The following is a 22,233-nucleotide window of genomic DNA, read 5'->3' as shown; positions in this document are numbered from 1 at the left end:
ACCACGAGACCGTTACACCACGAGAGATGACCGAAGACCACCGCTCCACCGACCGCGACGGGACCGCCAGACGAACGCTCCTTCAGGCGATCGGCCTCGGTGCGAGTGCCGCGGCGGCTGGCTGTCTGTTTGGCGGGTCCGGTGAGGACGGAAACGGTTCCAGTGGGAACACCTCCGATGGAAACGCTTCGAACAGCAACGCGACGACCGAACCGGCGCGCGGCACCGACACAGCTAACGGGACAGGAACCCGGTCGGGCAACGAGCGAACGAGAACCCAAGAGCAGTCGATCATCACGACCGCGAACCCGACAACTGTGCCACCCACGACTGCGGCCGGCAACGCATCCAACAGATCGGCGACTGGGTCCCCGAACGCTACCCGGACCACGACATCGTCCGAAACCACGACGGCCACGCCGACGCGGACAACCACGCGAACCGAAACGCCGACCGCGACCCCGACCGAGACGGCGACACGAACGCCGACCGAAACCGCGACAGCGACCGAGACGCCGACCGAAACCGCGACCGCACCGGCGTCGTCCGTCGGCTGGACCGAGCGCACTCCCCTCCCGGTCGTCGGGAGCGACGCCGGTGGTGGGGTGCTCGACGGCGAACTCTACTTCTTCGGCGGGATCGAGACCGCCACGGGATTGGCCGCCACCCGCCGAACGTTCGCGTACGACCCGGCGGCGGGTTCGGGCGGCACGTGGGATCGACAATCCGACTTCCCGCGGGCGCTGTGGGGTCCCTGCGGGGTCGCCACCGACGACGCGCTGTACAGTTTCGGCGGCGCACCCACAAATGGCCCTTACGAGGGCGGACCGCCGCCCTCCGACGCGATATTTCGCTACCGACCGGACGAAGGTTGGACTGATCTGACCGCAACCCAGGGAACGCGCTGTCCGTACCCGAACTGGGTGATGGGTGGGGTCTACAATCCCGTCGACGGCCTGATCTACTGCGTGGGCGGCGGCACCGGCGCACACGACGCCGAGACCGCGACCGATCACGGCTTCGACGGCGACGTGCCCGGAACCTTCGACGAGCGCCGGCTCTGGACGTTCGATCCCACGAGCGAGTCGGTCGCGGATCCGGATCTCGCACGGATGCCCGAAGCGAAACGCTGGCCCACGGTCGCGCTGCTCGAAGCCGACGGTCGACAGTACGTCCACGTCATCGGCGGACTGTCGGGAACCACCGGCCCGACGGACTCGAACTTCCGGTACGACGTCGCCAGCGGCTCGTTCGAGCGCGCGACGCCCATGCCGCGGGCCGGCACCTACGCCACCCACGGCGATCCCGTGATCGGCAATCGGGCGTATCTTACCAACGGCATGTTCTGGGAGGGTGAGCCGACGATCGACCGCTACGAAACGGTCGCCCACCGCTACGACCCCGCGAGCGACTCGTTCGTAACCGATCTACCCCGACCCAGTCACCGCCGGGGTGGAGCCACGTCGGGCGTGATCGATGGAACGCTGTACGTCGTCGGTGGCCATATCAAACGATTCGACCAAAACGGCCTCCACGACTGTGTGGCGTACAACGAGGCGTTCACGCCCGGCGAGTAGCGGACGTCAGGACTGCTCGCGTGCCGGGCTTTCCTTCGAGACGAGGGTTCGAAAACGACGAGTCAGAACGAACTGTCGCCGATTTCGTCGAGCACGGTCGCACGCCCGACGTGATCGTTGTCGTCGAACCCCTCGACACGGAGCCGAACCTGGGTATCGACGAGATCGGGTGTGGCGTCGGTGAGGTGGAGCACCGTATCGCCGATCCGCACGACACCATTTCCGTTCTCGTAGCCGGTGACGAACGCTGCGATCTCCTCGCCCGGCTCGAACGTCGGCCTGTTCGTTCGAAACTGCACCCCTTCGAACAGCGCACTCAGTCGGCTCATACCCGTGCCACCTCCGACGACTCGCGGTCAGCAACGTATTCGAGCCCGAACCCGGTCAGCGCCGAGGCGATGAAGACGAAAAAGAGCAGCCAGCCGTGGAAGACGAACGGCCAGACGTCGATGGGGTTGACGACCATCGACTGGGTGAACCACTCGTACTGGTCGGGGAGGCCCACCATCGCGGAGTAGCCCGCGAGGACGCCGCCGCCCCACGGGAAGATGTAGCCGAGCGCGGAGGTGTTCGCGTCGAGAATGTTCGCGCGGCGGTAGGCGTTGATGTTGAATCGCTCGCCGATCCGCGCGATGTACGGCGCGATCGCGATCTCGGCGGCGGTGTTGATCGTGATCATGGAGTTGACGCCCGCGGTCCCGAGCACCATCGTGAGTTCGGCCCGTCGCACGGTCGTGGCGAACGTCTCAAGCAGCCAGTCCTGGATCACTGCGAACCCGCCGCCGCGCACCAGGATCCGCGCGCCCGCGACGATCAACAGCGTGAGCACGATCAGCGGGAAGAAACCGAGCGCACCGGTGTAGATGCTGCCGGCGACGGCGGCCTGCCCGCTGTCGACGAGCTCGACGAACGGCAGGAACGACAGCGACTGGGCGAGCCCCGCATCCCGCGGTGCCTGGAACACGATCATGTCGCTCACCGACGCCAGGCCGAGTCCCACGTTGAGGACGGCCGAGGTCAAAATCCCCCACGAGACCGCCTCGACGATGTGACGGCCCCGGACCGCCGTCGCGATCACGACGCCGATCGAGAGCAGATGCACGAGCCCGAGCGGATTGCTCTCGTCGACGAGGACGCTTTGGGCCCCCTGGCCGACGTCGATCCCCGTCATCGCGCTGCCGGCGACGACGTAACCAGCGAGCGCGAGCACCGCCGCGACGATCGCGTACTTGAACCGTGAGGCCACCACGCCGCCGATGTCGGCGTCCTGAGTGACGGCGCTCACGATCGTGGTGTCGCTCACCGGCGCGAGGTTGTCGCCGAACACCGCCCCCGAGAGCAGCGCGCCGAACATCAACACCGGGCTCGCACCGAGCAGAACGCCGGCCGGGAAGAACAGCGAGGTAAACGCGATCGCGGTACCGTAGCCGCTTCCGATCCCGGTCGCGAGCAGCCCGGCGAGGAGGAACGTGACTGCGGGGAACAGTGTCGGGCCGATGCTCAGCGCGTCGGCCGCCCAGACCAGCCCACTCACGAACCCGCCGACCTGGATCGTTTCGGCGAACATCCCGGCCCACAGCCACGCCACGATCGCCGTCGCGGCGACTCGCTGGGTCATCCCCTCGAAGATGGTGTTCGCGTAGGTCTTCCAGTCGCCCTTCACGAAGAACATCCCGACGATCAGCGCGAGCAGCATGCCCGCCACCAGACCGTTGGTGGCACCGATCTGGAGGAGGCCGCTCTGGACGATCGCCCAGACGACGAAGAGTGCGAGCGGCAGCGCGCTCATCAGCCGCCCGCCGTAGAACTCGATCGCTGGTCCCTCGTCGTCGCCCATGAACTCCTGTTCGTAGTCGTGCTCGTCCGGATCGTCGGGATCGCCGCTATCACTCATAGGTTATCCGTTGTTCATTAACGACCGAGCGCGCGCGTATATGCGTTCTGAACGGCCTGTATGGCAGAAATTCACTCCCTGGGTACAGCGTGACGAACGGATCGATCCGTGGAGTCAGTGGTCGACGCGGCGATCGAAACGGCGACTACGAACGGAAATCCTCGACGAAGCGCTCGGGGACGCGATCGAGCAGCGTGGGAGGGAGCGTATCGACGAGGCGTTGGACGATCCAGACCATCGGTTTGCGAAGCAGGGTGTAGATCGCCGAGATCCCGACGACGACCGCGATCACGGGATCGATCACTGCCGGATAGATCGTGAGACAGAGTCCGCCGAGCACTACCGCGAGTGCGAGATCCTCGGGCGCGCCGTCGTACCGGATCCACCGTCGGGGTCGGAGCCACCGGCCTTGGTAGTGGTCGTACACCGCACGCTCAGAAGTACCGCGCCACGGCTTGAGTTCGAGTCCGCCGCCGAACGCGTCCATCCTGGAATGGAGCGCCGCGGCGACGAAAAACCACGCCAGCCCGACGGTGAACTGGGTTGTGACGAGGATCGTCACAGCGACGAATACGGCCGCGAGCGCCGCGTAGTACGTCGGGAAGTGAAGGGTTTTGCGGTGGTCGGCGTAGAGATCGAGATCGGGGAACGCACCGCCGACGCCGGCAGCCACCACGGCCACCGGAGTGTATTCCGGCGCGACCACGAGCGTCACGCCCGCGGCCACCATCCCGGCGAGCGCGTGCGTGGTGGCCATCATCGAAACCGGATACGTGCCGGATCCATAAGCCAGTATCGTCCTGCGTCGAGCGGGCGTTTGAGCGACTCTCGCCGCCTGATCGAGAGCCGACGGTCATCACTCAGTCGCTCCGGGGGAGACATCGTCCTCTACGGTTATGTTACTGGAGAACGTACGGTTAGGGGAACCATGCGGCTCGCCGGCATCGAAATCACGCCACGCCACCAGCGGATCGCGAGCCGCGCGATGCAGGTCGCGATCGCGCTGATACTGATCGTGGGGCTCGTAACCCGCAACGCGAGCGTGGTGGTCAACGCCGCACTCGCGCTCGCTGCGACGTTCCTCCCCGCACTGTTGGCACGGGACTACCGCATCCCGCTCGACGCGGGGCTGACACTCTGGATCACGACCGCGCTCTTTCTCCACACGATCGGGATGCTCGGACTCTACGACGACGTCTGGTGGTGGGATCACGTCACGCACACACTGTCGGCGACCATCGTCGCCGCGGTGGGCTACGTCACCGCCCGCGCGATCGACGTCCATCGCGACGACATCTACCTTCCGCCGCGATTCCTCGGGGTGTTCATCCTGATCTTCACCCTCGCGTTCGGCGTGTTCTGGGAGGTGCTGGAGTTCGCCTCGCGGATCGCGTCGGCGGCGCTCGGGCTCGACCCCGTCCTCGTGCAGTACGGGCTCGACGACTCGCTGCTCGATCTCGTCTTCGACACGGTGGGGGCTGTCCTCGTCGCCGCGTTCGGCACCGGCGCGGTGAGTGAGGTCGTCGACGCCCTAGTCGCGCGCCTCGATTCGATCGGAGGGCCACGCGGGCGCTCGATACGATCCGCTCGCTCCGCCCCCGCCGCGAACGGCGACCCGCTCGACGGACTCATCGAACACGATCGCACGAACGCACGGCGGTCATGGATCGTGCTCGCAGTGATCGGCCTCGTCACCATCGAACGTGCGGTCGCGGCCGACCTGTTGTGGGTCGCGTTCGGCGTGGCGGTCGCCGGCCTCGCGCTCGTGCCGGCGCTCGCCTACCGGACACCCGAGGTGATGCTGCCGTGGGGCCTCCTCGCCCTTGCCGGTCTCCCGCTCATCGGTCGCGTGTTCGCCGAGGGACCCCTCTCGAACGCGTTCGTCACCGCGCTCTCCTTTGCGGGGCTCGCGCTGATCGTCGCGGCCGAGCTCGACGCCTTCACCCCTGTGGAGATGACGCCGACGTTCGCGGTGGTGGTCGTGGTGATGACCACCACGGCGGCCGCCGGCGTCTGGGCGGTCGGAAGTTGGGTCTCCGACCTCTGGCTCGGAACGGAGTTCCTGCTCGTCCCGGGCGTGTCGGCGTCGCGGATCGAGACCGAGATGCTCTGGGGGTTCGTCTACGCGACCGCTGCCGGGATCATCGCGGGCGTCCTCTTCGAGTTCGGGTTCAGGCGACGCGAGCGGGCCGACGATCGCCGATCGGCCGGCCGGCGAACGGCACCCGAGGGCGATTCGTGATACCGATTCGCAGTGCGTCGGCGAGTCTGAAGCCGTAAATGGGTCGATCGGGTAGCTGCCGGTAATGACTGTTGGAGCAGGCGAGCGTGCCGCAATCGGTTGGCCGATGGGGTGGCCGGGCGGCGTGGAGCGGCCGTGGTTGCGATGACGGGCGAACGGTGCGGATCGTCGAGGCAGATCGATCGGTCGTGGATCGTGGCGTTCGGTCGCGTGGACTGATGTCCGGCGAAACCGTCCACTCGACACGATTCGAGAGTCCGTGGCGCTCCCCGTCGGTGCTCGTGATCTTCGCGAGCACGCTGATCACGGTGATGGGCGTCTCGCTCATCAGCCCCGCGCTGCCGGCGATCCAGGCGGCGTGGGGGATCACGGCCGCCGACGCCAGCCTCCTCGTCTCGGCGTACACGCTTCCCGGCGTCGTTTTCACGCCGTTCGTCGGCCTGCTCGCCGATCGCGTCGGGCGCAAGTGGCTGCTGGTGCCGGCGTTGCTTGGGTTCGGGATCGCCGGCGGGGCGATCGTGCTTATCGACAGCTTCCGGGCGATCCTCGGACTCCGCGTGCTCCAGGGTGTGGCCGGGAGTGCGGTGACGAGTCTCACGGTCACGCTGATCGGCGATCTGTTCTCGGGTGAGCTCCGGAACACGCTGATCGGGCTCAACGCCGCGATCCTCGCGATCGGCGCGGCGGGCTACCCACTACTCGGTGGCGTGCTCGCCACGATCTCGTCGGCCGCACCGTTCGCCTGTTTCGCGCTCGGGATCGTCGTCGGGCTCGTGGGGATCGGCGCGCTCGACGAACCGACGCTCGATCGGCGCAGGACGGGTCTCGGCTACGTCGTCGACGCGGTGAAGGCCGTTCCGGGACGCAAAGTTTTGAGCCTCTACGTCGCCATCTTCGGCATCTTCGTGATCCTCTACGGCGCACAGCTGACAGCAGTCCCGTTCGTGCTCGACGACCGGTACGGGTTTTCCTCGGGGATCATCGGCTTGCTCCTCGCGCTGCCCGCGGTGACGATGGGGCTCACGTCCTCCCAGACCGGCCGACTGCTCCGGCACGTGTCGAGCGCTCAGCTCATCCCGCTCGGGTTCGTGGTGTACGGCCTCGGGCTCGCGGCGATCGCACTCGCGAACTCGGTGGTTGCGATCGCGGGCGCACTCTTCCTGTTCGGGATCGGGCAGGCGTTCGCCGAACCGGTCACCGACACCGCGTTGAACGCGGTCACGCCCGACGAGTTCCGGGGCGGGATCATGTCGCTCCGGACGAGCATCATCCGGGCGGGCACGACCGTCGGCCCCCCGGTGTTCGTGGGGCTCGGCACGGCCGTCGGCTACACCGAGACGCTGCTCGGGGCGGGGATCGTGGCGTTTTGTCTCGGAATCGTCGCCGTGACCGCGACCAGATGGGGTTGATCGGGAGGAGAGAGTGCCTCACGTGATTTCGTACGTGTCGAAGCGGCGTGCCGCGGCTCGATAGCCGAGGAGACCACCCACGAGTAGGACCAGTAACGGCAGCGCGTAGCCACCGGCCCGAACCTCAATCGTTGCCAGCCCCCGGATCGCGGGACCGAGTCCCTCGAACCACGGAGCCGGCCCAGTCACGAGCGGCACGCCGCGATCGCCGAGCCACCGCAGCACGAAGGGAATCACACCGCTACTCAGCGCAGCGAGAAAGCCCCGCAGGAGCGCCGGCACGACCAGCGCGACCGCCGCGAGAACGCCGGGTACGACGAGGACGATCGTGTAGACGATCCCCGCGGTGATACTCGGCGGTACCACGTCACGACTCCCACGGACGCTGAACGTGCTGAACCGGGGGATCCGCATCCCGATCACGGGCGCGAGTCCGACCGCGGCGGCGACCAGCACCCCGCCGAGGACCGCAAGGCCCGCGATGTCGAGCGGCGAGTAGGGGCTGAACCAGCCGGCGGCAAACGTGAGCGCGATCGTCAACGGGAGGCCAGCCACGAGCCCGGGCAGCGCGAGCCCGCGGACGAACGCCCGCCCCGAGATGCCGCCCGTGAGCGTCGCCGGCAGCACCGCCCCCTCGTCGCCGAAGGGATTCAGCCCGAACGTCGCGCCGGCGAGCCACGGGACCAACAGGACGATCGCGACCGGCGCGACCGCCAGCGCCGCACCGAACTGGGTGGCGTTGAACACCGAGACCACCGCGATTATGACCGGTGTGAGCAGGATCGTGAGTCGACTCGGGTTCCGCCACGTCCGGACGAGCGCCTTCGCCGCGACGCAACGGGTCGGCCGGCTTGCGCGTTTCGGGAGCATCGCCCCGAAAGAACCGAGCGCCGCCGTCAGCGCCCCATCGCCGCCCGTCGAATTGGTGTCGGTGCGGGTGGCAGTGGCGGTGTGGGACGTGGCATCGGCGGCGTCGGCCTCGTCGGTTTCATCCCGCGTCGGCTCAACCGGGTCCGCGAACCAGAGTGCGGTCGTCAGCCGTTCGATCGCCCAGCCGCCCACGCCGAGCACCGCGAGCGTGGCGACGAGCACACCGGCCACGCGGCCCGTCGAGAACGCGAGCGGCGACCCGATGGCGGCGAGATCGACGAACCATCCAACAGGGAGCCACGCGAGCAGCGCCGGACCGATCCCGAGTTCATCCGTTCCGAAAAACACGACCGCAGCGTATCCGCCGAAGATCACCGTTACGATCGCAACACCGATGATCGTCTTGTATCTGGCGACGAACCGCGACCGCGCCACCAGCAACGCGCCGGCGTAGCCGATCCCGCTGCCGACGATCGTCGCAGTGAGCGCGAACAGCCCGGCAGCGAGCGGGATCGTCGCGATCCCGAGCGGCGTTCCGAAGATATAGACCACCAAGCCGGTCACGACGAGCAGCGGGGCGAGGAGATACGACGCCGCTCGGAGGAGTTCAGCGATCACGAGGCCGGTCGCGACGCTCCGGGCCGAAACCGTCGTAAGCATCCCTGCCTCGCTATCGACGTGGCTGTACTGGCTCAGGACGCGCTGGCCGACAATGTACACCCCGAACAGCCACGCCAGCGCCGCTCCGCCGCGGGTGGCCGCCGGGAGCGCGATCGGCGCGTCGAGCGAGCGGAGCGGGGCGGTGAACAGTATGGCCAACCCGGCGATCGAGACGGTCCAGAATCCGACGCCGAAGACGAGCAACGCGAGTCGTCCCTTGTTCCGGCGCATTCCGCGGACTGTCCGCCGGAACTCCACGACACCGATCGAGAGGCCGTGGCGGAGCCAGCCCGCCTCACTCATGCTCTGGGGTCGCCGGGTCCTCGGTGCCACCGGTGACTTCGAGGAAGACATCCTCGAGGGTGCTCTCCTCACCGGTCTCCATCCGCTCGGTCAGCGCATCGGGCGGCCCCTCGGCGACCAGCGACCCCTCGTAGAGCACGCCGACCTCGTTGGCGAGCTCTTCTACGACGGGCAGGATGTGCGTCGAGAGGAACACGGTGGTGTCGCCCGCGACCAGCTCCGCGATGGTGTTTCGGACCGTGCGCGCGGCCCGTGGGTCGAGTCCTGAAGTAGGTTCGTCGAGAAACACCACGTCTGGATCGTGGAGCAGCGCCTGGATGATCCCGGTCTTCTGTTTCATCCCCTTCGAGTACGTCGAGATTCGATCGTCGGCGTCGGCCGTCAGATCGAACCGATCGAGCAGCGACCCGATTCGCTCGTCGCTTTGCTCGGCCGGCACGTCCCGGAGTCCGGCGATGTAGTCGAGCTGTTCGCGGCCGGTGAGCTCGTCGTACAGCGGGGGCTCCTCCGGGAGGTAGCCGATGTGACCCACCACGTCGTCGCGGGTTGTAACCGAGTGCCCCGCTATCCGTGCCGAGCCGCTCGTGGGCGTGGTCAGCGTCGTGAGCATCCGCATCGTGGTGGTCTTGCCCGCGCCGTTCGGGCCCAAAAAGCCGTACACGACCCCCTCGGGGATCGCGAGGTTGAGCCCCTCGACCGCGGTCGTCGATCCGTAGCGTTTCGTCAGATCGGTGGTTTCGATGGCGTACATCGTGACGGATGGAGTGGAAAGCGAACTACAGGTCCGAGCGGTTGAATCGGAGATAGCCGAGCACGAGCGGCACGACCAGCCAGATGGCAAGGACGACGAAGCCGAACCAGTCCTGGAGGTAGTACGGCAGTGACTGCGATTGGCTGACGCCGAAGTTCAGATCCTGACTGAAGATCGTCCCGAGCGTGCTCTGATACGCGCTGCTCGGGTTGAGGCTTACGACGAGTCGGTACCAATCGGGCGGGACGACTGCGTTCTCGCCGAACGTAACGTAGCCGGTGAGAAGCGAGAAGTTCGCCGGGCTACTGAACCCGTTGACCACCCAGACCAACAGATTGACGACGAATCCCCAGAGGAACTGGAACAAGGCAAAGAGCCCGAGCGAGATCCAGAGCGCGATCGATGTCGAACCGGTCGCAGCCGACATCCCGACCGCGAAGACCAGATACACCAGCCCGAACACGATCGTCATCAGCGTGAACCCCGCGTATTCCACAGCAGGGAACGACCCGTAGGACACGAACGCGACCGCTGCCGCGACGGCGAAGCCGACGATGATGGCGACGGCGAACACCGCTGTCCGCCCGATGGTTTTCCCGGCGACCACGTCGCGTCGGGTGTGTGGCAGTGAGAGCAGGAGCTTCACGCTGCCGCTCTCGCGCTCACCGACGATCGACTTGTAGCCGGTCATCACGCCGATCAGCGGAACGAGTACCGTAATAGGAGTGATCAACGCGATGAACAGTCCGAACACTGGCGGAAGGCCTTCCGTGCCGCCACCACTACCACCAAGCACCTCCGCTACCAGGTAGGTCGCGCCGCCAGCGAAAAGCACGAACAAAGCCACGAGCGCGATCAGCGAGCGCGACCGGACCGCGTCGCTGAAGTCCTTGCGCGCGACCGCGAGCGTGCTCACGTTCGGACCTCCTCCTGCTTGCCGGCCTGTTCATCCGCCCCGCCGCTTCTGCCGGTCGACCGTCCGGGACTGTCGTTGGTGTAGGAGGCGAACAGCTCCTCGAGCGAGGCGTCCTCGGTCGAGAAGTCCTCGACGGTCGCGCCGGCGTCCTCGATGGTTCCCAGCACTTTGGTTTTCGCCGCATCGTCACACGACGCCCGGATCGTGGTCCCCTCGACGGTCGCGTCCGAGACGGCCGGGAGGGCGCGGAGCTCGTCGAGCACGCCGTCGGGCACGCGATCGACCTCGACGACGAGCGTCGCTTCCGCACTCGTGGCGTCGCGCAGCCCCTCGACGGTGTCCTCGGCGACGAGTTCACCGCCACGGAGAATGCCCACGCGGTCACAGATCGCGTCGACCTGGCCGAGGATATGACTCGAGAAGAACACCGTCGCGCCGCGGTCGTTCTCGGCCCGGATGATCTCGCGCATCTCGCGCGCGCCGTTGGGGTCGAGTCCCGTCGAAGGTTCGTCGAGGATCAACAGATCGGGCTGGCCGACGAGCGCCATCCCGAGTACCAGTCGCTGGGCCATCCCTTTCGAGTAGCCACCGGCCTTCCGATCGATCGCGTCGGCGATCCCCACTCGCTCGGCGAGCGCGTCGGGATCGTCGTCGCTACCCTTCGAGTTGATGGCGAACTCGAGGTGCTGGCGGCCGGTCAGCCGGTTGTACACGTCGAACCCTTCGGGGAGGACGCCGACGCGCTCGCGGATGCGCTGGCTCTCGGCCTGGGCGTCGTGGCCGAGCACTTGCGCACTGCCGCCCGTCGGCCGGATGAAGTCGAGCAGGATGTTGATCGTGGTCGACTTCCCTGCTCCGTTGGGCCCGAGGAACCCGTAGATCTCGCCCTCGTGGACGTCGAGATCACAGTTTTCGAGCGCGGTAACGTCGCCGAATCGCTTCGTGACGTTGTCGAGTTCGATGGCCGACATCACTGGGCCTCCACGGAGACGATGGTGGCTGATCGACGGCGCGGCACGGTCCCGAGACGGCCCTCACTCGTCCCGTCGTCTGCTGGAGCGGTGAGACCGTTCGTGCCGACACCGAGACGGACGAATCCCGCCGTGGGTGTCGGATCGCGGTTTCTCCTCATTCATCCGGAAACATCACCGCATGTGAAATAAAACGTTCGGCTGTGTTTCGACCCGAAAGAGGCGATAACACGGCCCACGATCGAAAATAGGAGTGATTGGCTACTCGACCGTGCGACCGCTGTCCATCGGAGTACGCGTCGTCAACCTCCTGAATCGACGGAACGTTCAACACCTCGGGGGACCGGTGTGGAGGTGTGAACCGCGACGCGCTCGGGCCCGTCCTGATCGCCGTCCTCGCCGTGGTGGCGCTCGGCGTCGGCGCGGCGACGCTCGACCGAATCGAGTCGGGTGGTGGAGGGATGGGTGTCAGCGACGGCGACGCCGCCGGCCCCGGTAGCGGCGAGACGCTCGATCTCGGTCAACCGCCACCGAGCGAGTCGTCCGAACCGTCTGCGATCCCACCGCTCGTCCGCCGCATCCTCGCTGTCCTGCTCATCGCGGCGTTGCTCGTCGGCCTCTACGCGTGGCGGGACGACCTCCGCAGCCTTGCCGTCATCTCGGCGGCCCTCGCCGCGGGCGTGCTGTTGCTGTACTTCCTCGTCTCCCGGCTCGGCTCGCGCAGCCAGTCCGGTCGAGGTGGTTTCCTTGGCGATCGGAAACCCACGCTCCCGGGCGGTGGCTCACTCACCGACGGCGCACGAACGGTCACGACCGAATCACCGGCGCTCGCGGTGCTCGTCGGGCTCGTGCTGGTCGTCGGTGTTGTCGTATTGTTTCACTTCGCTCGGATTGACGGTGAGGACGAGCCCGACACCGAGGCCGAGCCCGACGATCCGACGACGGACGTCGCCGCCAGCGTGGGTCGCGCCGCCGGTCGGGCGGCCGACCGGATCGACGAGGAGGGCGAGGCGACGAACGAAGTGTACCGCGCGTGGGAGGAGATGACCGACCACCTCGACGTCGCCAACCCCGGGTCGAGCACGCCGCGGGAGTTCGCCCGCGCCGCGACCGACGCCGGGATGACTCGGAACGATGTCGACGAACTCACCGACTTGTTTCGCACCGTTCGCTACGGCGGCCGGCGCGTCACCGACGATCGTGAGCACCGGGCCGTGACCGCGCTCCGACGGATCGAACGCGAGTACGCGGAGGATCGATGAGTCGGGGTCGACGGCTCGGTCTGGCTCTCGGCCTCGCGTTGGTCGTGGGCGGACTCGCGGTCGCGGTCGCGCCCGGACTGGGGAGCGGTATCCGACCGAACGCCGCGATCCTCACGGGCGTCGGGATCGTCGCACTCGTCCTCGCCGGGATGGCGGTCCGGGCGCGACTCGGCACGACGGACCGCCGGCCGACCCTGCCTGCAGTGGAACGGGCACAGTCCCACGCGACACCGGGTGACGGGTTCGACCGGCAGCTCGCAGCGATGGCGTCGCCCGGCCGGCTAAACCGCGCGCGCGACCGCCGAAAAGTTCGTGATCGGCTCGAAGCGACCGCGATCGCGGTGCTCGTCCGCGACGGCCTCGTCGAAGACGCAGCCCGCGACGCACTCGCGAACGGGACGTGGACCGACGATCCTCACGCGGCGGCCTTCTTCGCCGACGAACCCGACGCGGACGTGTCGCTGGCCACCCAGCTCCGGCTGTCGCTCAGCCCCGAGCCGACGATCAAGCGGCGCGCGCGTCACGCGATCGACGCGCTCGCCAGACGCGCGGGGCAGCGATGATGGCCACCGAGTCGACCCAGGCGAGCGAGGGCTACGCCGAACTCGGACCGAACGAGACTGCCACCCGCCGGACCGAGCGGTGGCGCGGCGTGAGCGCGCTCGCGCTGGTGGCGGGTGCGGCGGGCGTCCTCGCCAGCCAGCCGGCGCTCGTGGTTGCGGGGACGGTCGGGGTCGCGTTCGCCGCGCTCGCACGCGCCGCGCGTCCGCCGGAGATTTCTCTCGCGCTCGAACGATCGGTGAGCGACGCCGATCCCGACCCAGACGAGGTGGTGACGGTCACAGTCGAAGTGACGAACACCGGCGAATCGTCCCTCCCGGATCTCCGACTGATCGATGGCGTTCCACCAGGACTAACCGCCACGTCCGACTCGCCACGGCTCGGGACCGCACTCCGACCCGGCGAGTCGACGGCGTTCTCGTACGACGTGACCGCCACGCGCGGGAAACACACGTTCGAGCCGGCACTCGCGGTGGCCCGGGACGTCAGCGGAACGGCCGAGCGCGTGTGTCGGGTCCGTGCCGACGCCACCCCGATCACCTGTGTACCGAGCCTCGACGCCGCTGGCGAACTCCCGCTCCGGGCGCAAACCACCGGCCAGCCGGGGCGCGTGCTGACCGAGATCGGCGGGAGCGGCGTCGCGTTCCACACCACTCGCGAGTATCGGCCGGGCGATCCACTCTCACGGATCGACTGGAACGGGCTGGCGAAAACCGGCGAGCTCGCCACCGTCGACTTCCGCGAGGAGCGCGCCGCGTCGGTCGTGCTCCTGATCGACGCCCGCGAGGAGGCCTACAGAGCGCCTGGCCCCGAGGCCGAGAGCGCCGTCGAGCGGGCCATCCGGGCTGCCGGCGCGCTGTACGACGTGCTCACCAGCGAGGAGAACCGGGTGGGGATCGCGGCACTCTCGCCCGAGCCGTGCTGGCTCGCGCCCGGTGCGGGTACAGCTCATCGCGCACAAGTACAGGAGCTATTGGCGACCCATCCCGCACTCGCGCCCACGCCGCCCGACGCGCCGTTCTATTCCTCGATCCAAGCGCGACGCCTTCGCCGCCGCCTGCCGGATGACGCCCAGCTCGTGGTGTATTCGCCACTGTGTGACGACAGTGTAGTCCGTCTCCTCCAGCGGTTCGACGCCGCCGGCCACCGCGTGACGGTCGTGAGTCCAGATTCCACGAGCGACGGGACGCCCGGCCGCCGACTGGCCCGCACCGAACGGCGACTTCGCCTGTCGACCCTCCGGAGTGCGGGGATTCCGGCACTTGACTGGCGTGACGAGCCGTTGGCGACGGCACTCGCCCGTGCGGGAGGCTCAGCGTGAGCGCGACCGCTACGCCGCCGATCGACGACTCGCCCGCACGGATCAGCGTCGGACTCGCGCTCGCCACGAGCTTCCTGGGAACGCTCGCGCTCGCCGTCAGCACCGTTTCGCTCGCGGCCGGGGGTCTCGGGTTCGTGCTCGTGGGGCTCGGTCTCGTCCGTGGCTGGCGGACCGCCGTCACGCTCGGCGGCGCGGGGCTGTTCTGTGGTGTTGTTCTCGCTGGACTCGTGGGCGCGCCCGCAGTCGCGGTGGTGTTCGCCACCGCCGCTGCAGTGGTCGCGTGGGACATCGCCACCTTCGGGATCGACGTTGGCGAGGAACTCGGGCGCGAGGCCGGCACCGCGCGCCTCGAACTCGTCCATGCTGGGGCGAGCGTCGTGACGGCAGCGATCCCGGCGGTGATCGGGATGGTACTCTTCCGCACCGCCGATGGCGGAACGGCGCTCGTCCCGATCGCGCTGCTGTGCGGGGCGGTGGTGCTGGTCGTCGTGCTCCGGCCGTGATCCGACGATGGCGTCCGTGTAGTCCGTCTTTGGAGCGATCGGATTCGGCTGTTTGTCTGCCGACTCGGTAGTGCTGTCCCACAGCGACGTAGCTGCCCCCTTTTGCCCTGCGAAAAATTCGTGCCGGCGGCCACGATCGGCCGTACCGGCTTCGGTTGAGATATCAGTTCGACCGGCCGGTGCTGCTCAGGATTCGGCCTCGGTCGTGGTTGCTGCGGTTCCGTTCGACATCGAGGCGGTCATGCCATCGGTCGTCAGGATGACCTCGAACGGTGTGTCGGCTGGAGCATCATCGGGAGCCACGTAGCCCGCAGCGAACGCGCTGTAGGCGGTGCCGCCCTCGACACTCACGTCAACGCTCGCCACGATCGGACCGTCATTGTCCGCGGTCGCACCACGGATATCGAGAGTGTAATCGCCAGCGGGGACCTCAACGTAATCGGTCGCGTTACCGAAGGTGGCGTTGTCGGCAATCGCGGCACCCGTCGAGTTCACGGTTACGTCGACCGGTCCTGCATCCGGTGACACGTGAACCACTCGGACTGAAGCGTTCTCGCCGGAAGCGGCCTCGTCTTCGAGGATCAGCGGCGCGAAGCTCGTTTCGGCATCTTCGCTGATCTCACCCGTCGCGGTCACCGTGTACGCGGCCTCCTCAACGGTGACGTTACCGCTGAAGACTTCGGCGCTCCGATTACCGGCAGCCGTGATCGCTACAGCGTACTCGCCCGGCGGCACCGAGGTGTAGTTGCTGATCGTACCGAAGGGCACGTCTTCGAGGAACGTCTCGTTGTTGACGTAGACGTCGACGTTCGGTGCGTCAGGAGACATGTGCGCCACGCGAAGCGAAGCGTTGCCATCCATCCCACCCGACCCATTCATTGCCGTCGTCTCGGCCATGGTCGTCTCACCCATCGTTGTCTCGCCCATTGTCGTTTCGCCTGCTTCGGTAGTCTCCGCTGCCTCGGTCGTTTCACCTGCTTCAGTCGTCTCATCCATCTCGGTCGTCTCGTCTGCTGCCTCAGTTGCTTCATCCGCCGCTGCGGTCGTTTCACCAGCTGCATCGGTGGCCTCACCGGCGGTTCCATTTCCGCCACCGTCGCCGCCACCGCCGCAGCCGGCGAGCACCAACGCCAGTGCGACGAGGCCGACCGCGAGCACGCGTCTAGACGGGAAGACTGTACCGCTCTCGCCGAAAATTTTCTTGGACATGTTCTCAGCACCCATACCATGAGTTACCAGATCATGAACGCTTCACTCGTTCCACATCGTTTCGGACTGTTTCAGGCTCGTCGGGTCGTCAGACGGGTAAAATCGATCGAATCGTCTGCACCTCGTTCGAGTGGCTGATATCTAACGGTACGTTATCAGTAGCAATCAATGCTGGAAAGTGTGGGAGGACGCGCGACTCTAATAGGAATGTATACTTTCCAGCCCGTATCGATCCAGGGCCACAAAGCACAGACCGTCTTCGATCGGAAACACCACTTCTGGAATCGGATACCACTGATCAGAATGTGCTGTGCCAAACCGTAACGGCAGGACATCGCTCATTCCGAACAGACTACTGTGAGAGGCGAGATCTGGGTCGTCCTACGGCGGTCGTGGTTCGCTGGCAGGTGCTTCGGGACCGCTCGTTCCCGTGGAGTGTCGTCGGTCTGTTGCTCAGACCGTCGGGACCGGCACCTCGTCGAGCACGTCCTCGATCACGCTTCGCTTGTCGACACCCTCGACGGCGGCGTCGGGCGTGAGCACGAGCCGATGGGCGAGCACCGACCGCGTGACCCGCTTGACGTCCTCGGGGGTAACGTACTCGCGGCCCGAAAGCACTGCTCGAACGCGGGTGGCCTCGAACAGCCGCTGGGTCCCGCGGGGCGACACGCCAACGTCACATTCGGAGCGCTCGCGGGTCGCCCGCGACAGTGCGACCATGTACTCGAGCAGGTCCTCCTCGACGCGAATCGACTCGGGAACGTCCTGGAGCGCACGCACCTCGTCGGTCGAGAGCACCTCGTTTGCGGTCGGACTCCGACGATCTCGGTCGGCTCGTCGACGGAGGAGTTCGGTCTCGCCAGCCTCGTCGGGATAGCCGATGGCAGTCTTGACGAGGAATCGATCGACTTGGGCCTCGGGGAGTTCGAACGTGCCCGCCATCTCGACGGGGTTCTGGGTGGCGAGCACGAAGAACGGTTCGGGGAGGTCGTGGGTCTCACCGTCGGCAGTGACCTGACGCTCCTCCATCGCCTCCAACAACGCGGCCTGGGTCTTCGGCGGCGCACGGTTGATCTCGTCGGCAAGGACGACGTTCGCGAACACCGGACCGGACGAGAACTCGGACTCGCCGGTGCCCTCGTTGTAGACGTGCGTGCCGGTCACGTCCGCGGGCAGGAGGTCGGGAGTGAACTGCACGCGAGAGAAGCTGAGTCCGAGCGTGCGGGCGACGCTCCGGGCGATCAGGGTTTTCCCGGTGCCGGGGACGTCCTCCAGCAGGACGTGGCCGCGGGCGAGTACGCCGAGCAGCACGGTTTCTAAGAGCTCCCGATCGGCGATGACGGTCGCGGAGAGCGCATCGAGCACCGTGTCGATGTCCTCACCTGCATCCGCAACGGCCGCGTCCGTGGCTTCCATGCGCACACTCCCGGAACCGAGCCGCTTATCGATGGCGATGCGTGCGAGATCGAAACCAATAAAGTGGCGTCGGGCGAACGGTCGGTGAAGCCGGGGTAGCCTAGCCTGGCCAAGGCGGTTGCCTCGAAAGCAACTGTCCTCACGGACTCGTGAGTTCAAATCTCACCCCCGGCGCTTCTCGACACAGCAACTCGATAGCGCTGCGCTCGTGCTGCTCGAGCTATCGATCCGCGAAGCCGCTTCGAAAGGCGATCCACGCGAGGACACAGGTGAACAGGATCGGTGGCAGGATGGCGAGCCCCCACAGTAAATCGAGACCCGATCGGAGCACGAATACGAGTCCCGTCAGCCCGATCAGGAGAAACGGGAGCACGGCGAGGGCCGCGCGCTTTCGGCTCATCGCTGGCTCGCCCGGTGATTCGGCCATGCTCGCGGTTCGCGCTATGGGGGCAAAAGCGTCGTGTTCGGCTTACTCGCCGTCGAGCGACGACTGGCTGCCTGCCGTGGCCCGGGAACCGGTGGTGCGCCGGCCGCCGACGAGATAGCCATCGACCGGACTCGGATCGTGGGCCGGAACGTCCTGCACCCAGACGGGTTCGTCGGCGCTCGCCGTCCGAGCCCACTCGCGGGCGAGTGCCTTCGATGCGAACCGTCGTCGTGGGCCGGATTCGTGGACCCACTCGCCGGCGACTCGACTGCTTCGCCGGGCGGACGGTTTGATCTCGATGATGTACCCGCTCACGACTCGATCGAGGAGCTCCGTCGTCTTCGGTGTAGGGGTTGTGAGCCGACGCCGCCCGAGCGCGAACGGGCTAAGCGGGTGGGGCACCGAAACGGATCATGAACCGCCGGAGGTTCCTCACGGGCGTCGGTACGGTTCCCGCCCTCGGAATTTCGGGTTGTCTCGGCGGTCTGATCGGCGATCGAGACACCGATGCCGACGTGTCGAACGCGTCCACTGCGCCGACCGATCCGGGCGACGCTCGGACCACCGCAGCATCCACCACCACCGAAGCGGTGTCCATCGACTCGCTGGCCGAAGAGGGATTGCCGTCGGACGTCTGTACCGAGGAGATAAACGAGGACTTCGGTATCGACGCCGTCACTGAACCCGCGTTCGCCACCGATTGGTCCGGGATCGACGCCGAAGAGAAGTACTACTTCCGGGACCAGACCGGGCTGGCCGACGAACAGACGGTCATCGGGCTGGCTGGCGAGACGCCGCGTGCGTACCCGCTGTCGGTGCTGTGGGTCCACGAAATCGTGAACGACGTAATCGAGCCGGCCTCGAAGACTCGTCAGGCCTCGTCCGGCGACGACCTCGCCGGTCCGGTGATCGTCACGTACTGTCCGCTCTGTCAGAGCGGCCTCGTCGCCGAGCGCAGGGTGAACGGCCAGGAGACGATCTTCGGCGTCTCCGGACTGCTCTGGCAGGCTCCTCGGGTGTACGAGGCCGCGAGCGAGGCCGAGGGACAGGTGTTCGGGGCCGCACACGGCAACCGAACCGACGCAGCGATCAGGAACAACGGCAACCTCGTGATGTACGACCTCGCGACCCGGAGCTACTGGAGTCAGATCCTCGCACGGGCGATCTGTGGACCACAAACCGGCGAGACACTCACGATCGTGCCCTCGTCGTTCACCACGTGGGGCGAGTGGCGCGCCGCTCACCCCGATACGGAAGTCCTGCTCCCGCCGCCACACTCGGGAACGATTTGAGTCGGTGATGGATTTTCGCTCGTCGTCCGATCGCGTGCGGAAAGCGGTGCGGTTGCGGACCTGGTGGGTCGAGGGCAAAGGCGTTTCGCGGCTCGCGGGTCGTTCCTCTCCGCTCGCACCTCGCGGCCGAGGGCTCGGGCGGTGCAGTTGCGGTCGTGGAAAGCGCCAGCGATCGCACCGCGAGCGATCGAGCGGAGCGAGTGAGCGAGCGGGTGTTTTTGGTCCAGATTTTTGCGAGGGGTTGAGCGAGCGTAGCGAGCGAACCCCCGAAGGAAAAGGTGGGTTCTAGAAGAACTTCAGGAGGTCGTCACGTTTCTGTTCGTGGAGATGGGAACCGATCGCGTCGGTCAGTGGGCCGATCGAGCCGCGTTTCGCGCTCACCGGTGCGATCGTGTCCTGCCACTGCTGCCACGGCGAGGGGAGGCCGAGGCGCTCGCAGATGGCGTTCAGCCGCTCGTCGCGGTCGTCGACCTTGTCCATCTTGTTGACCGCGACCACGGTGGGGATTCCGACGTCGCGGAGGAAATCGAACAGTTCGACGTCGTGAGGGATGTCACCGCGCTCTGTATGGCGATCGATGATATCGACGGCGCTCTTGCCGTCGATCACGAGCACTCCCACGAGGATTTTCTCAGCGTGGGTTTCGATGTACTGGACGACGTCGGTCTTGATCCGCTCACGGTCCTCATCCGGAACGCCGGACATGAACCCGAATCCCGGAAGATCGGTAAGCACGAAATCCTCGGGGTTCCAGTCGTAGTGGCCGGGCGAGCGCGTCACACCTGGTTTCTGTCCAGTCTGGAAGTCGTGCCCCGTGAGCTCGCGGAGCAGCGTGGACTTGCCGACGTTCGACCGACCGCAGAAGACGATCTCCGCGCCGCGATTCGGGCGTCCCTCGAACATGACTGGTGTACCGGTTGCGATCGGTTAACTCTCCCTACCGAGTGTCGCATTCGTTCGGCCGGAAGTCGTTGAACAGCGTTGCCTCGAACTCGGAGACGGCAGCCAACTCGTCTGTGACGAATCACGACGCAAATGAGAGGTCGCAGGCCACGCCCTCCCCAACCGATTCGCTCCGCTCGCGCCGCTCGCTCCGCTCATCCACCGTCAGAGCGCCGCTCTGACGAGCCTGTACTCGCTTCGCTCACGGGTCGCTATGCTCCCCGTTCGCATCGAGGCGCTCACTCCGTTCGCGCCTCGTACCGCTCGTGCAGACCTCGCGCGAGTCGCTTTGCTCCCGCGCGCCACTGCCACCAAAAGCACGGTATCTGACCAACAGTACATCCACGGATATTTGACCATCCGCCGAGAGCACCGCGTGTGCGACTGGTCCAGGTGACGATCCCGGCAGGCAAGCGCGAAGCGATCCTCCGCACCCTCGACGACGAGGGAATCGACTACGTGCTGACCGAGGAGACGAGTGGCCGGGAGTTCACCGGAGTGGTTTCCTTTCCATTGCCGACGACTGCGGTCGAGCCAGTGCTCGATCGGCTCCGCGAGACCGGGATCGACGAGGACGCTTACACTGTCGTTCTCGATGCCGAAACCGTGGTTTCACGCCGATTCGACCAGCTAGAAGAACGTTACGACGAGGAAGACACCGACAAGCGGATCGCACGCGAGGAGCTTCACGCACGTGCCAGAGAGCTCGTTCCTACCACCGGAACCTATCTTGTGATGACGATCGTGAGTGCGGTGGTCGCCACCGCCGGCCTCCTGCTCGACTCGCCGGCGGTGGTGGTGGGATCGATGGTGATCGCGCCGCTGATCGGTCCGGCGATGTCGACCGCCGTCGGGACCGTGGTCGACGATCGCGAGATGTTCCGCACGGGGCTCAGACTCCAAGCCGTGGGGCTCGCCATTGCGATCGTCGCCGCCACCGCGTTCGCCGGCCTCGCCAGAGTGACGAACGTGATCCCACCGGGCACCGACGTGCTCGCGATCAGCCAAGTCAGGGGGCGGCTCACACCGGACTTCCTCTCGCTCGCGGTCGCGCTCGGGGCGGGCGTGGCGGGCGCGGCAAGCCTTGCCTCGGGCGTGTCGGCCGCGATCGTCGGCGTGATGATCGCGGCGGCGCTGGTCCCGCCGCTCGGCGTGATCGGGATCGGGATCGCGTGGGGGCTGCCCGGGACCGTGCTCGGATCCACAGTGCTGGTGCTCGTGAACGTGCTCTCGATCAACGTAACCGCGCTCGCGGTGCTCTGGTATCGAGGCTATCGGCCAGACCACTGGTTCAAGGAGGATACCGCGCGGCGCGCCACCCGCAAGCGCGTCGGCGCGCTAGTGGCCGCGATCCTCGTTCTGTCCCTCTTTCTCGGCGTCGTGACCTACGACTCCTACCGCACCGCGACGTTCGAACAGGAGGTTCGGGGCGATGTCGAGGAACTCCTCGACCAACCCGAGTACGAGCAGCTCACGCTCCTCAACGTCCAGTTCGGCTACGACGATCCCGTCCCGCCACGTGAACCGACGAACGTGACCGTCGTCGTCGGCCAACCGCCGGATAGCGAATCGGCGAGTCTCGCCGCACCGCTCGATCAACGCATCGACGGCGCACTCGGGACACTCGATTTCCCGGGAGTGATCGTCGATCCCGGTCCGGTCGACGTGCAGGTACGGTACGTCGAAATCGAGTCGGCGTAGCTCACG

The 22,233-nt window shown here is 66.8% G+C and carries 22 protein-coding genes and 1 tRNA gene; 10 read left to right on the top strand and 13 right to left on the bottom strand.

The window, feature by feature from the left end:
* Positions 1-26 precede the first annotated feature (26 nt).
* Positions 27-1,577, top strand: coding sequence for a Kelch repeat-containing protein (locus tag C449_RS04520; protein WP_006076771.1), 1,551 nt, complete (start codon positions 27-29; stop codon positions 1,575-1,577).
* A gap of 62 nt (positions 1,578-1,639) precedes the next feature.
* Here C449_RS04520 and C449_RS04515 read toward each other — a convergent pair whose 3' ends face one another.
* The 3 genes from C449_RS04515 to C449_RS04505 all read right to left on the bottom strand — a co-directional run bounded on the left by C449_RS04515 (position 1,640) and on the right by C449_RS04505 (position 4,231).
* On the bottom strand, positions 1,640-1,906 hold the full coding sequence (locus tag C449_RS04515; protein ID WP_006076770.1) for a DUF7513 family protein: 267 nt from the start codon (positions 1,904-1,906) through the stop codon (positions 1,640-1,642).
* Positions 1,903-3,471 carry a Na+/H+ antiporter NhaC family protein gene (locus tag C449_RS04510; protein WP_006076769.1) on the bottom strand — a complete coding sequence of 523 codons (1,569 nt, stop codon included), beginning with the start codon at positions 3,469-3,471 and terminating at the stop codon, positions 1,903-1,905. The genes C449_RS04515 and C449_RS04510 overlap by 4 nt, the downstream gene beginning before the upstream one ends.
* Positions 3,472-3,616: 145 nt before the next feature.
* Positions 3,617-4,231, bottom strand: coding sequence for a hypothetical protein (locus C449_RS04505; RefSeq protein WP_006076768.1), 615 nt, complete (start codon positions 4,229-4,231; stop codon positions 3,617-3,619).
* Positions 4,232-4,399: 168 nt separating this feature from the next.
* Here C449_RS04505 and C449_RS18910 point away from each other — a divergent pair, with 168 nt between their 5' ends.
* Both C449_RS18910 and C449_RS04495 read left to right on the top strand, forming a co-directional pair.
* Entirely contained in the window at positions 4,400-5,713 is a 1,314-nt protein-coding gene (locus C449_RS18910; protein WP_006076767.1) for a hypothetical protein, read from the top strand.
* Between the two features lie 218 nt (positions 5,714-5,931).
* Positions 5,932-7,122 (top strand): MFS transporter, encoded by a 1,191-nt coding sequence (locus C449_RS04495; RefSeq protein ID WP_080504893.1) that lies wholly within the window; start codon positions 5,932-5,934, stop codon positions 7,120-7,122.
* Between the two features lie 18 nt (positions 7,123-7,140).
* Here C449_RS04495 and C449_RS04490 read toward each other — a convergent pair whose 3' ends face one another.
* The 5 genes from C449_RS04490 to C449_RS18060 are packed head-to-tail and all read right to left on the bottom strand — an operon-like array spanning position 7,141 to position 11,754.
* Complete coding sequence (locus C449_RS04490; RefSeq protein ID WP_006076765.1) at positions 7,141-8,955, bottom strand: hypothetical protein; 1,815 nt, start codon at positions 8,953-8,955, stop codon at positions 7,141-7,143.
* Positions 8,948-9,706: an ABC transporter ATP-binding protein gene (locus C449_RS04485; protein WP_006076764.1), complete on the bottom strand. Its 759-nt coding sequence runs from the start codon at positions 9,704-9,706 to the stop codon at positions 8,948-8,950. Before C449_RS04485 ends, C449_RS04490 begins: the two co-directional genes overlap by 8 nt.
* Positions 9,707-9,731: 25 nt before the next feature.
* Positions 9,732-10,622 (bottom strand): ABC transporter permease, encoded by an 891-nt coding sequence (locus C449_RS04480; protein ID WP_006076763.1) that lies wholly within the window; start codon positions 10,620-10,622, stop codon positions 9,732-9,734.
* Entirely contained in the window at positions 10,619-11,593 is a 975-nt protein-coding gene (locus C449_RS04475) for an ABC transporter ATP-binding protein (protein ID WP_006076762.1), read from the bottom strand. Before C449_RS04475 ends, C449_RS04480 begins: the two co-directional genes overlap by 4 nt.
* Positions 11,593-11,754, bottom strand: a complete 162-nt coding sequence (locus tag C449_RS18060; RefSeq protein WP_161606437.1) for a hypothetical protein — start codon at positions 11,752-11,754, stop codon at positions 11,593-11,595. Before C449_RS18060 ends, C449_RS04475 begins: the two co-directional genes overlap by 1 nt.
* A 195-nt stretch (positions 11,755-11,949) precedes the next feature.
* Here C449_RS18060 and C449_RS04470 point away from each other — a divergent pair, with 195 nt between their 5' ends.
* From C449_RS04470 to C449_RS04455, 4 genes are read left to right on the top strand one after another with little or no spacing between them, the layout of a single operon-like run.
* On the top strand, positions 11,950-12,855 hold the full coding sequence (locus C449_RS04470; protein ID WP_006076761.1) for a DUF4129 domain-containing protein: 906 nt from the start codon (positions 11,950-11,952) through the stop codon (positions 12,853-12,855).
* Positions 12,852-13,418 carry a DUF7269 family protein gene (locus C449_RS04465; protein ID WP_006076760.1) on the top strand — a complete coding sequence of 189 codons (567 nt, stop codon included), beginning with the start codon at positions 12,852-12,854 and terminating at the stop codon, positions 13,416-13,418. The genes C449_RS04470 and C449_RS04465 overlap by 4 nt, the downstream gene beginning before the upstream one ends.
* Complete coding sequence (locus C449_RS04460) at positions 13,418-14,737, top strand: DUF58 domain-containing protein (protein WP_006076759.1); 1,320 nt, start codon at positions 13,418-13,420, stop codon at positions 14,735-14,737. The genes C449_RS04465 and C449_RS04460 overlap by 1 nt, the downstream gene beginning before the upstream one ends.
* Positions 14,734-15,240 carry a DUF7519 family protein gene (locus C449_RS04455; protein ID WP_006076758.1) on the top strand — a complete coding sequence of 169 codons (507 nt, stop codon included), beginning with the start codon at positions 14,734-14,736 and terminating at the stop codon, positions 15,238-15,240. The genes C449_RS04460 and C449_RS04455 overlap by 4 nt, the downstream gene beginning before the upstream one ends.
* Before the next feature lie 186 nt (positions 15,241-15,426).
* Here C449_RS04455 and C449_RS04450 read toward each other — a convergent pair whose 3' ends face one another.
* Both C449_RS04450 and C449_RS04445 read right to left on the bottom strand, forming a co-directional pair.
* Positions 15,427-16,449 (bottom strand): DUF4397 domain-containing protein, encoded by a 1,023-nt coding sequence (locus tag C449_RS04450; protein ID WP_161606436.1) that lies wholly within the window; start codon positions 16,447-16,449, stop codon positions 15,427-15,429.
* Positions 16,450-16,902: 453 nt separating this feature from the next.
* On the bottom strand, positions 16,903-17,865 hold the full coding sequence (locus C449_RS04445; protein ID WP_006076756.1) for an AAA family ATPase: 963 nt from the start codon (positions 17,863-17,865) through the stop codon (positions 16,903-16,905).
* Between the two features lie 89 nt (positions 17,866-17,954).
* On the opposite strand from C449_RS04445, the gene C449_RS04440 reads away from it, so the two are divergent.
* Positions 17,955-18,039: transfer RNA gene (locus C449_RS04440), tRNA-Ser, on the top strand.
* Positions 18,040-18,085: 46 nt separating this feature from the next.
* On the opposite strand, the gene C449_RS04435 is transcribed toward C449_RS04440, so the two are convergent.
* Both C449_RS04435 and C449_RS04430 read right to left on the bottom strand, forming a co-directional pair.
* Positions 18,086-18,292, bottom strand: a complete 207-nt coding sequence (locus tag C449_RS04435) for a hypothetical protein (protein WP_006076755.1) — start codon at positions 18,290-18,292, stop codon at positions 18,086-18,088.
* Between the two features lie 42 nt (positions 18,293-18,334).
* On the bottom strand, positions 18,335-18,607 hold the full coding sequence (locus C449_RS04430; protein ID WP_006076754.1) for a hypothetical protein: 273 nt from the start codon (positions 18,605-18,607) through the stop codon (positions 18,335-18,337).
* 98 nt (positions 18,608-18,705) lie between these two features.
* On the opposite strand from C449_RS04430, the gene C449_RS04425 reads away from it, so the two are divergent.
* A complete protein-coding gene (locus C449_RS04425; RefSeq protein WP_006076753.1) occupies positions 18,706-19,584 on the top strand; it encodes a DUF3179 domain-containing (seleno)protein in 879 nt (292 codons plus the stop codon).
* Positions 19,585-19,869: 285 nt separating this feature from the next.
* Here C449_RS04425 and engB read toward each other — a convergent pair whose 3' ends face one another.
* Positions 19,870-20,487, bottom strand: coding sequence for a GTP-binding protein EngB (gene engB / locus C449_RS04420; protein ID WP_006076752.1), 618 nt, complete (start codon positions 20,485-20,487; stop codon positions 19,870-19,872).
* A gap of 417 nt (positions 20,488-20,904) precedes the next feature.
* On the opposite strand from engB, the gene C449_RS04415 reads away from it, so the two are divergent.
* Positions 20,905-22,227 carry a TIGR00341 family protein gene (locus C449_RS04415; RefSeq protein ID WP_006076751.1) on the top strand — a complete coding sequence of 441 codons (1,323 nt, stop codon included), beginning with the start codon at positions 20,905-20,907 and terminating at the stop codon, positions 22,225-22,227.
* The last annotated feature ends 6 nt before the right edge of the window (positions 22,228-22,233 follow it).

Source organism: Halococcus saccharolyticus DSM 5350 (genome assembly GCF_000336915.1).
GTDB lineage: Archaea > Halobacteriota > Halobacteria > Halobacteriales > Halococcaceae > Halococcus > Halococcus saccharolyticus.
Note: the sequence above shows the minus strand (reverse complement) of the source record. Positions and strands in the feature narration are given on the sequence as shown.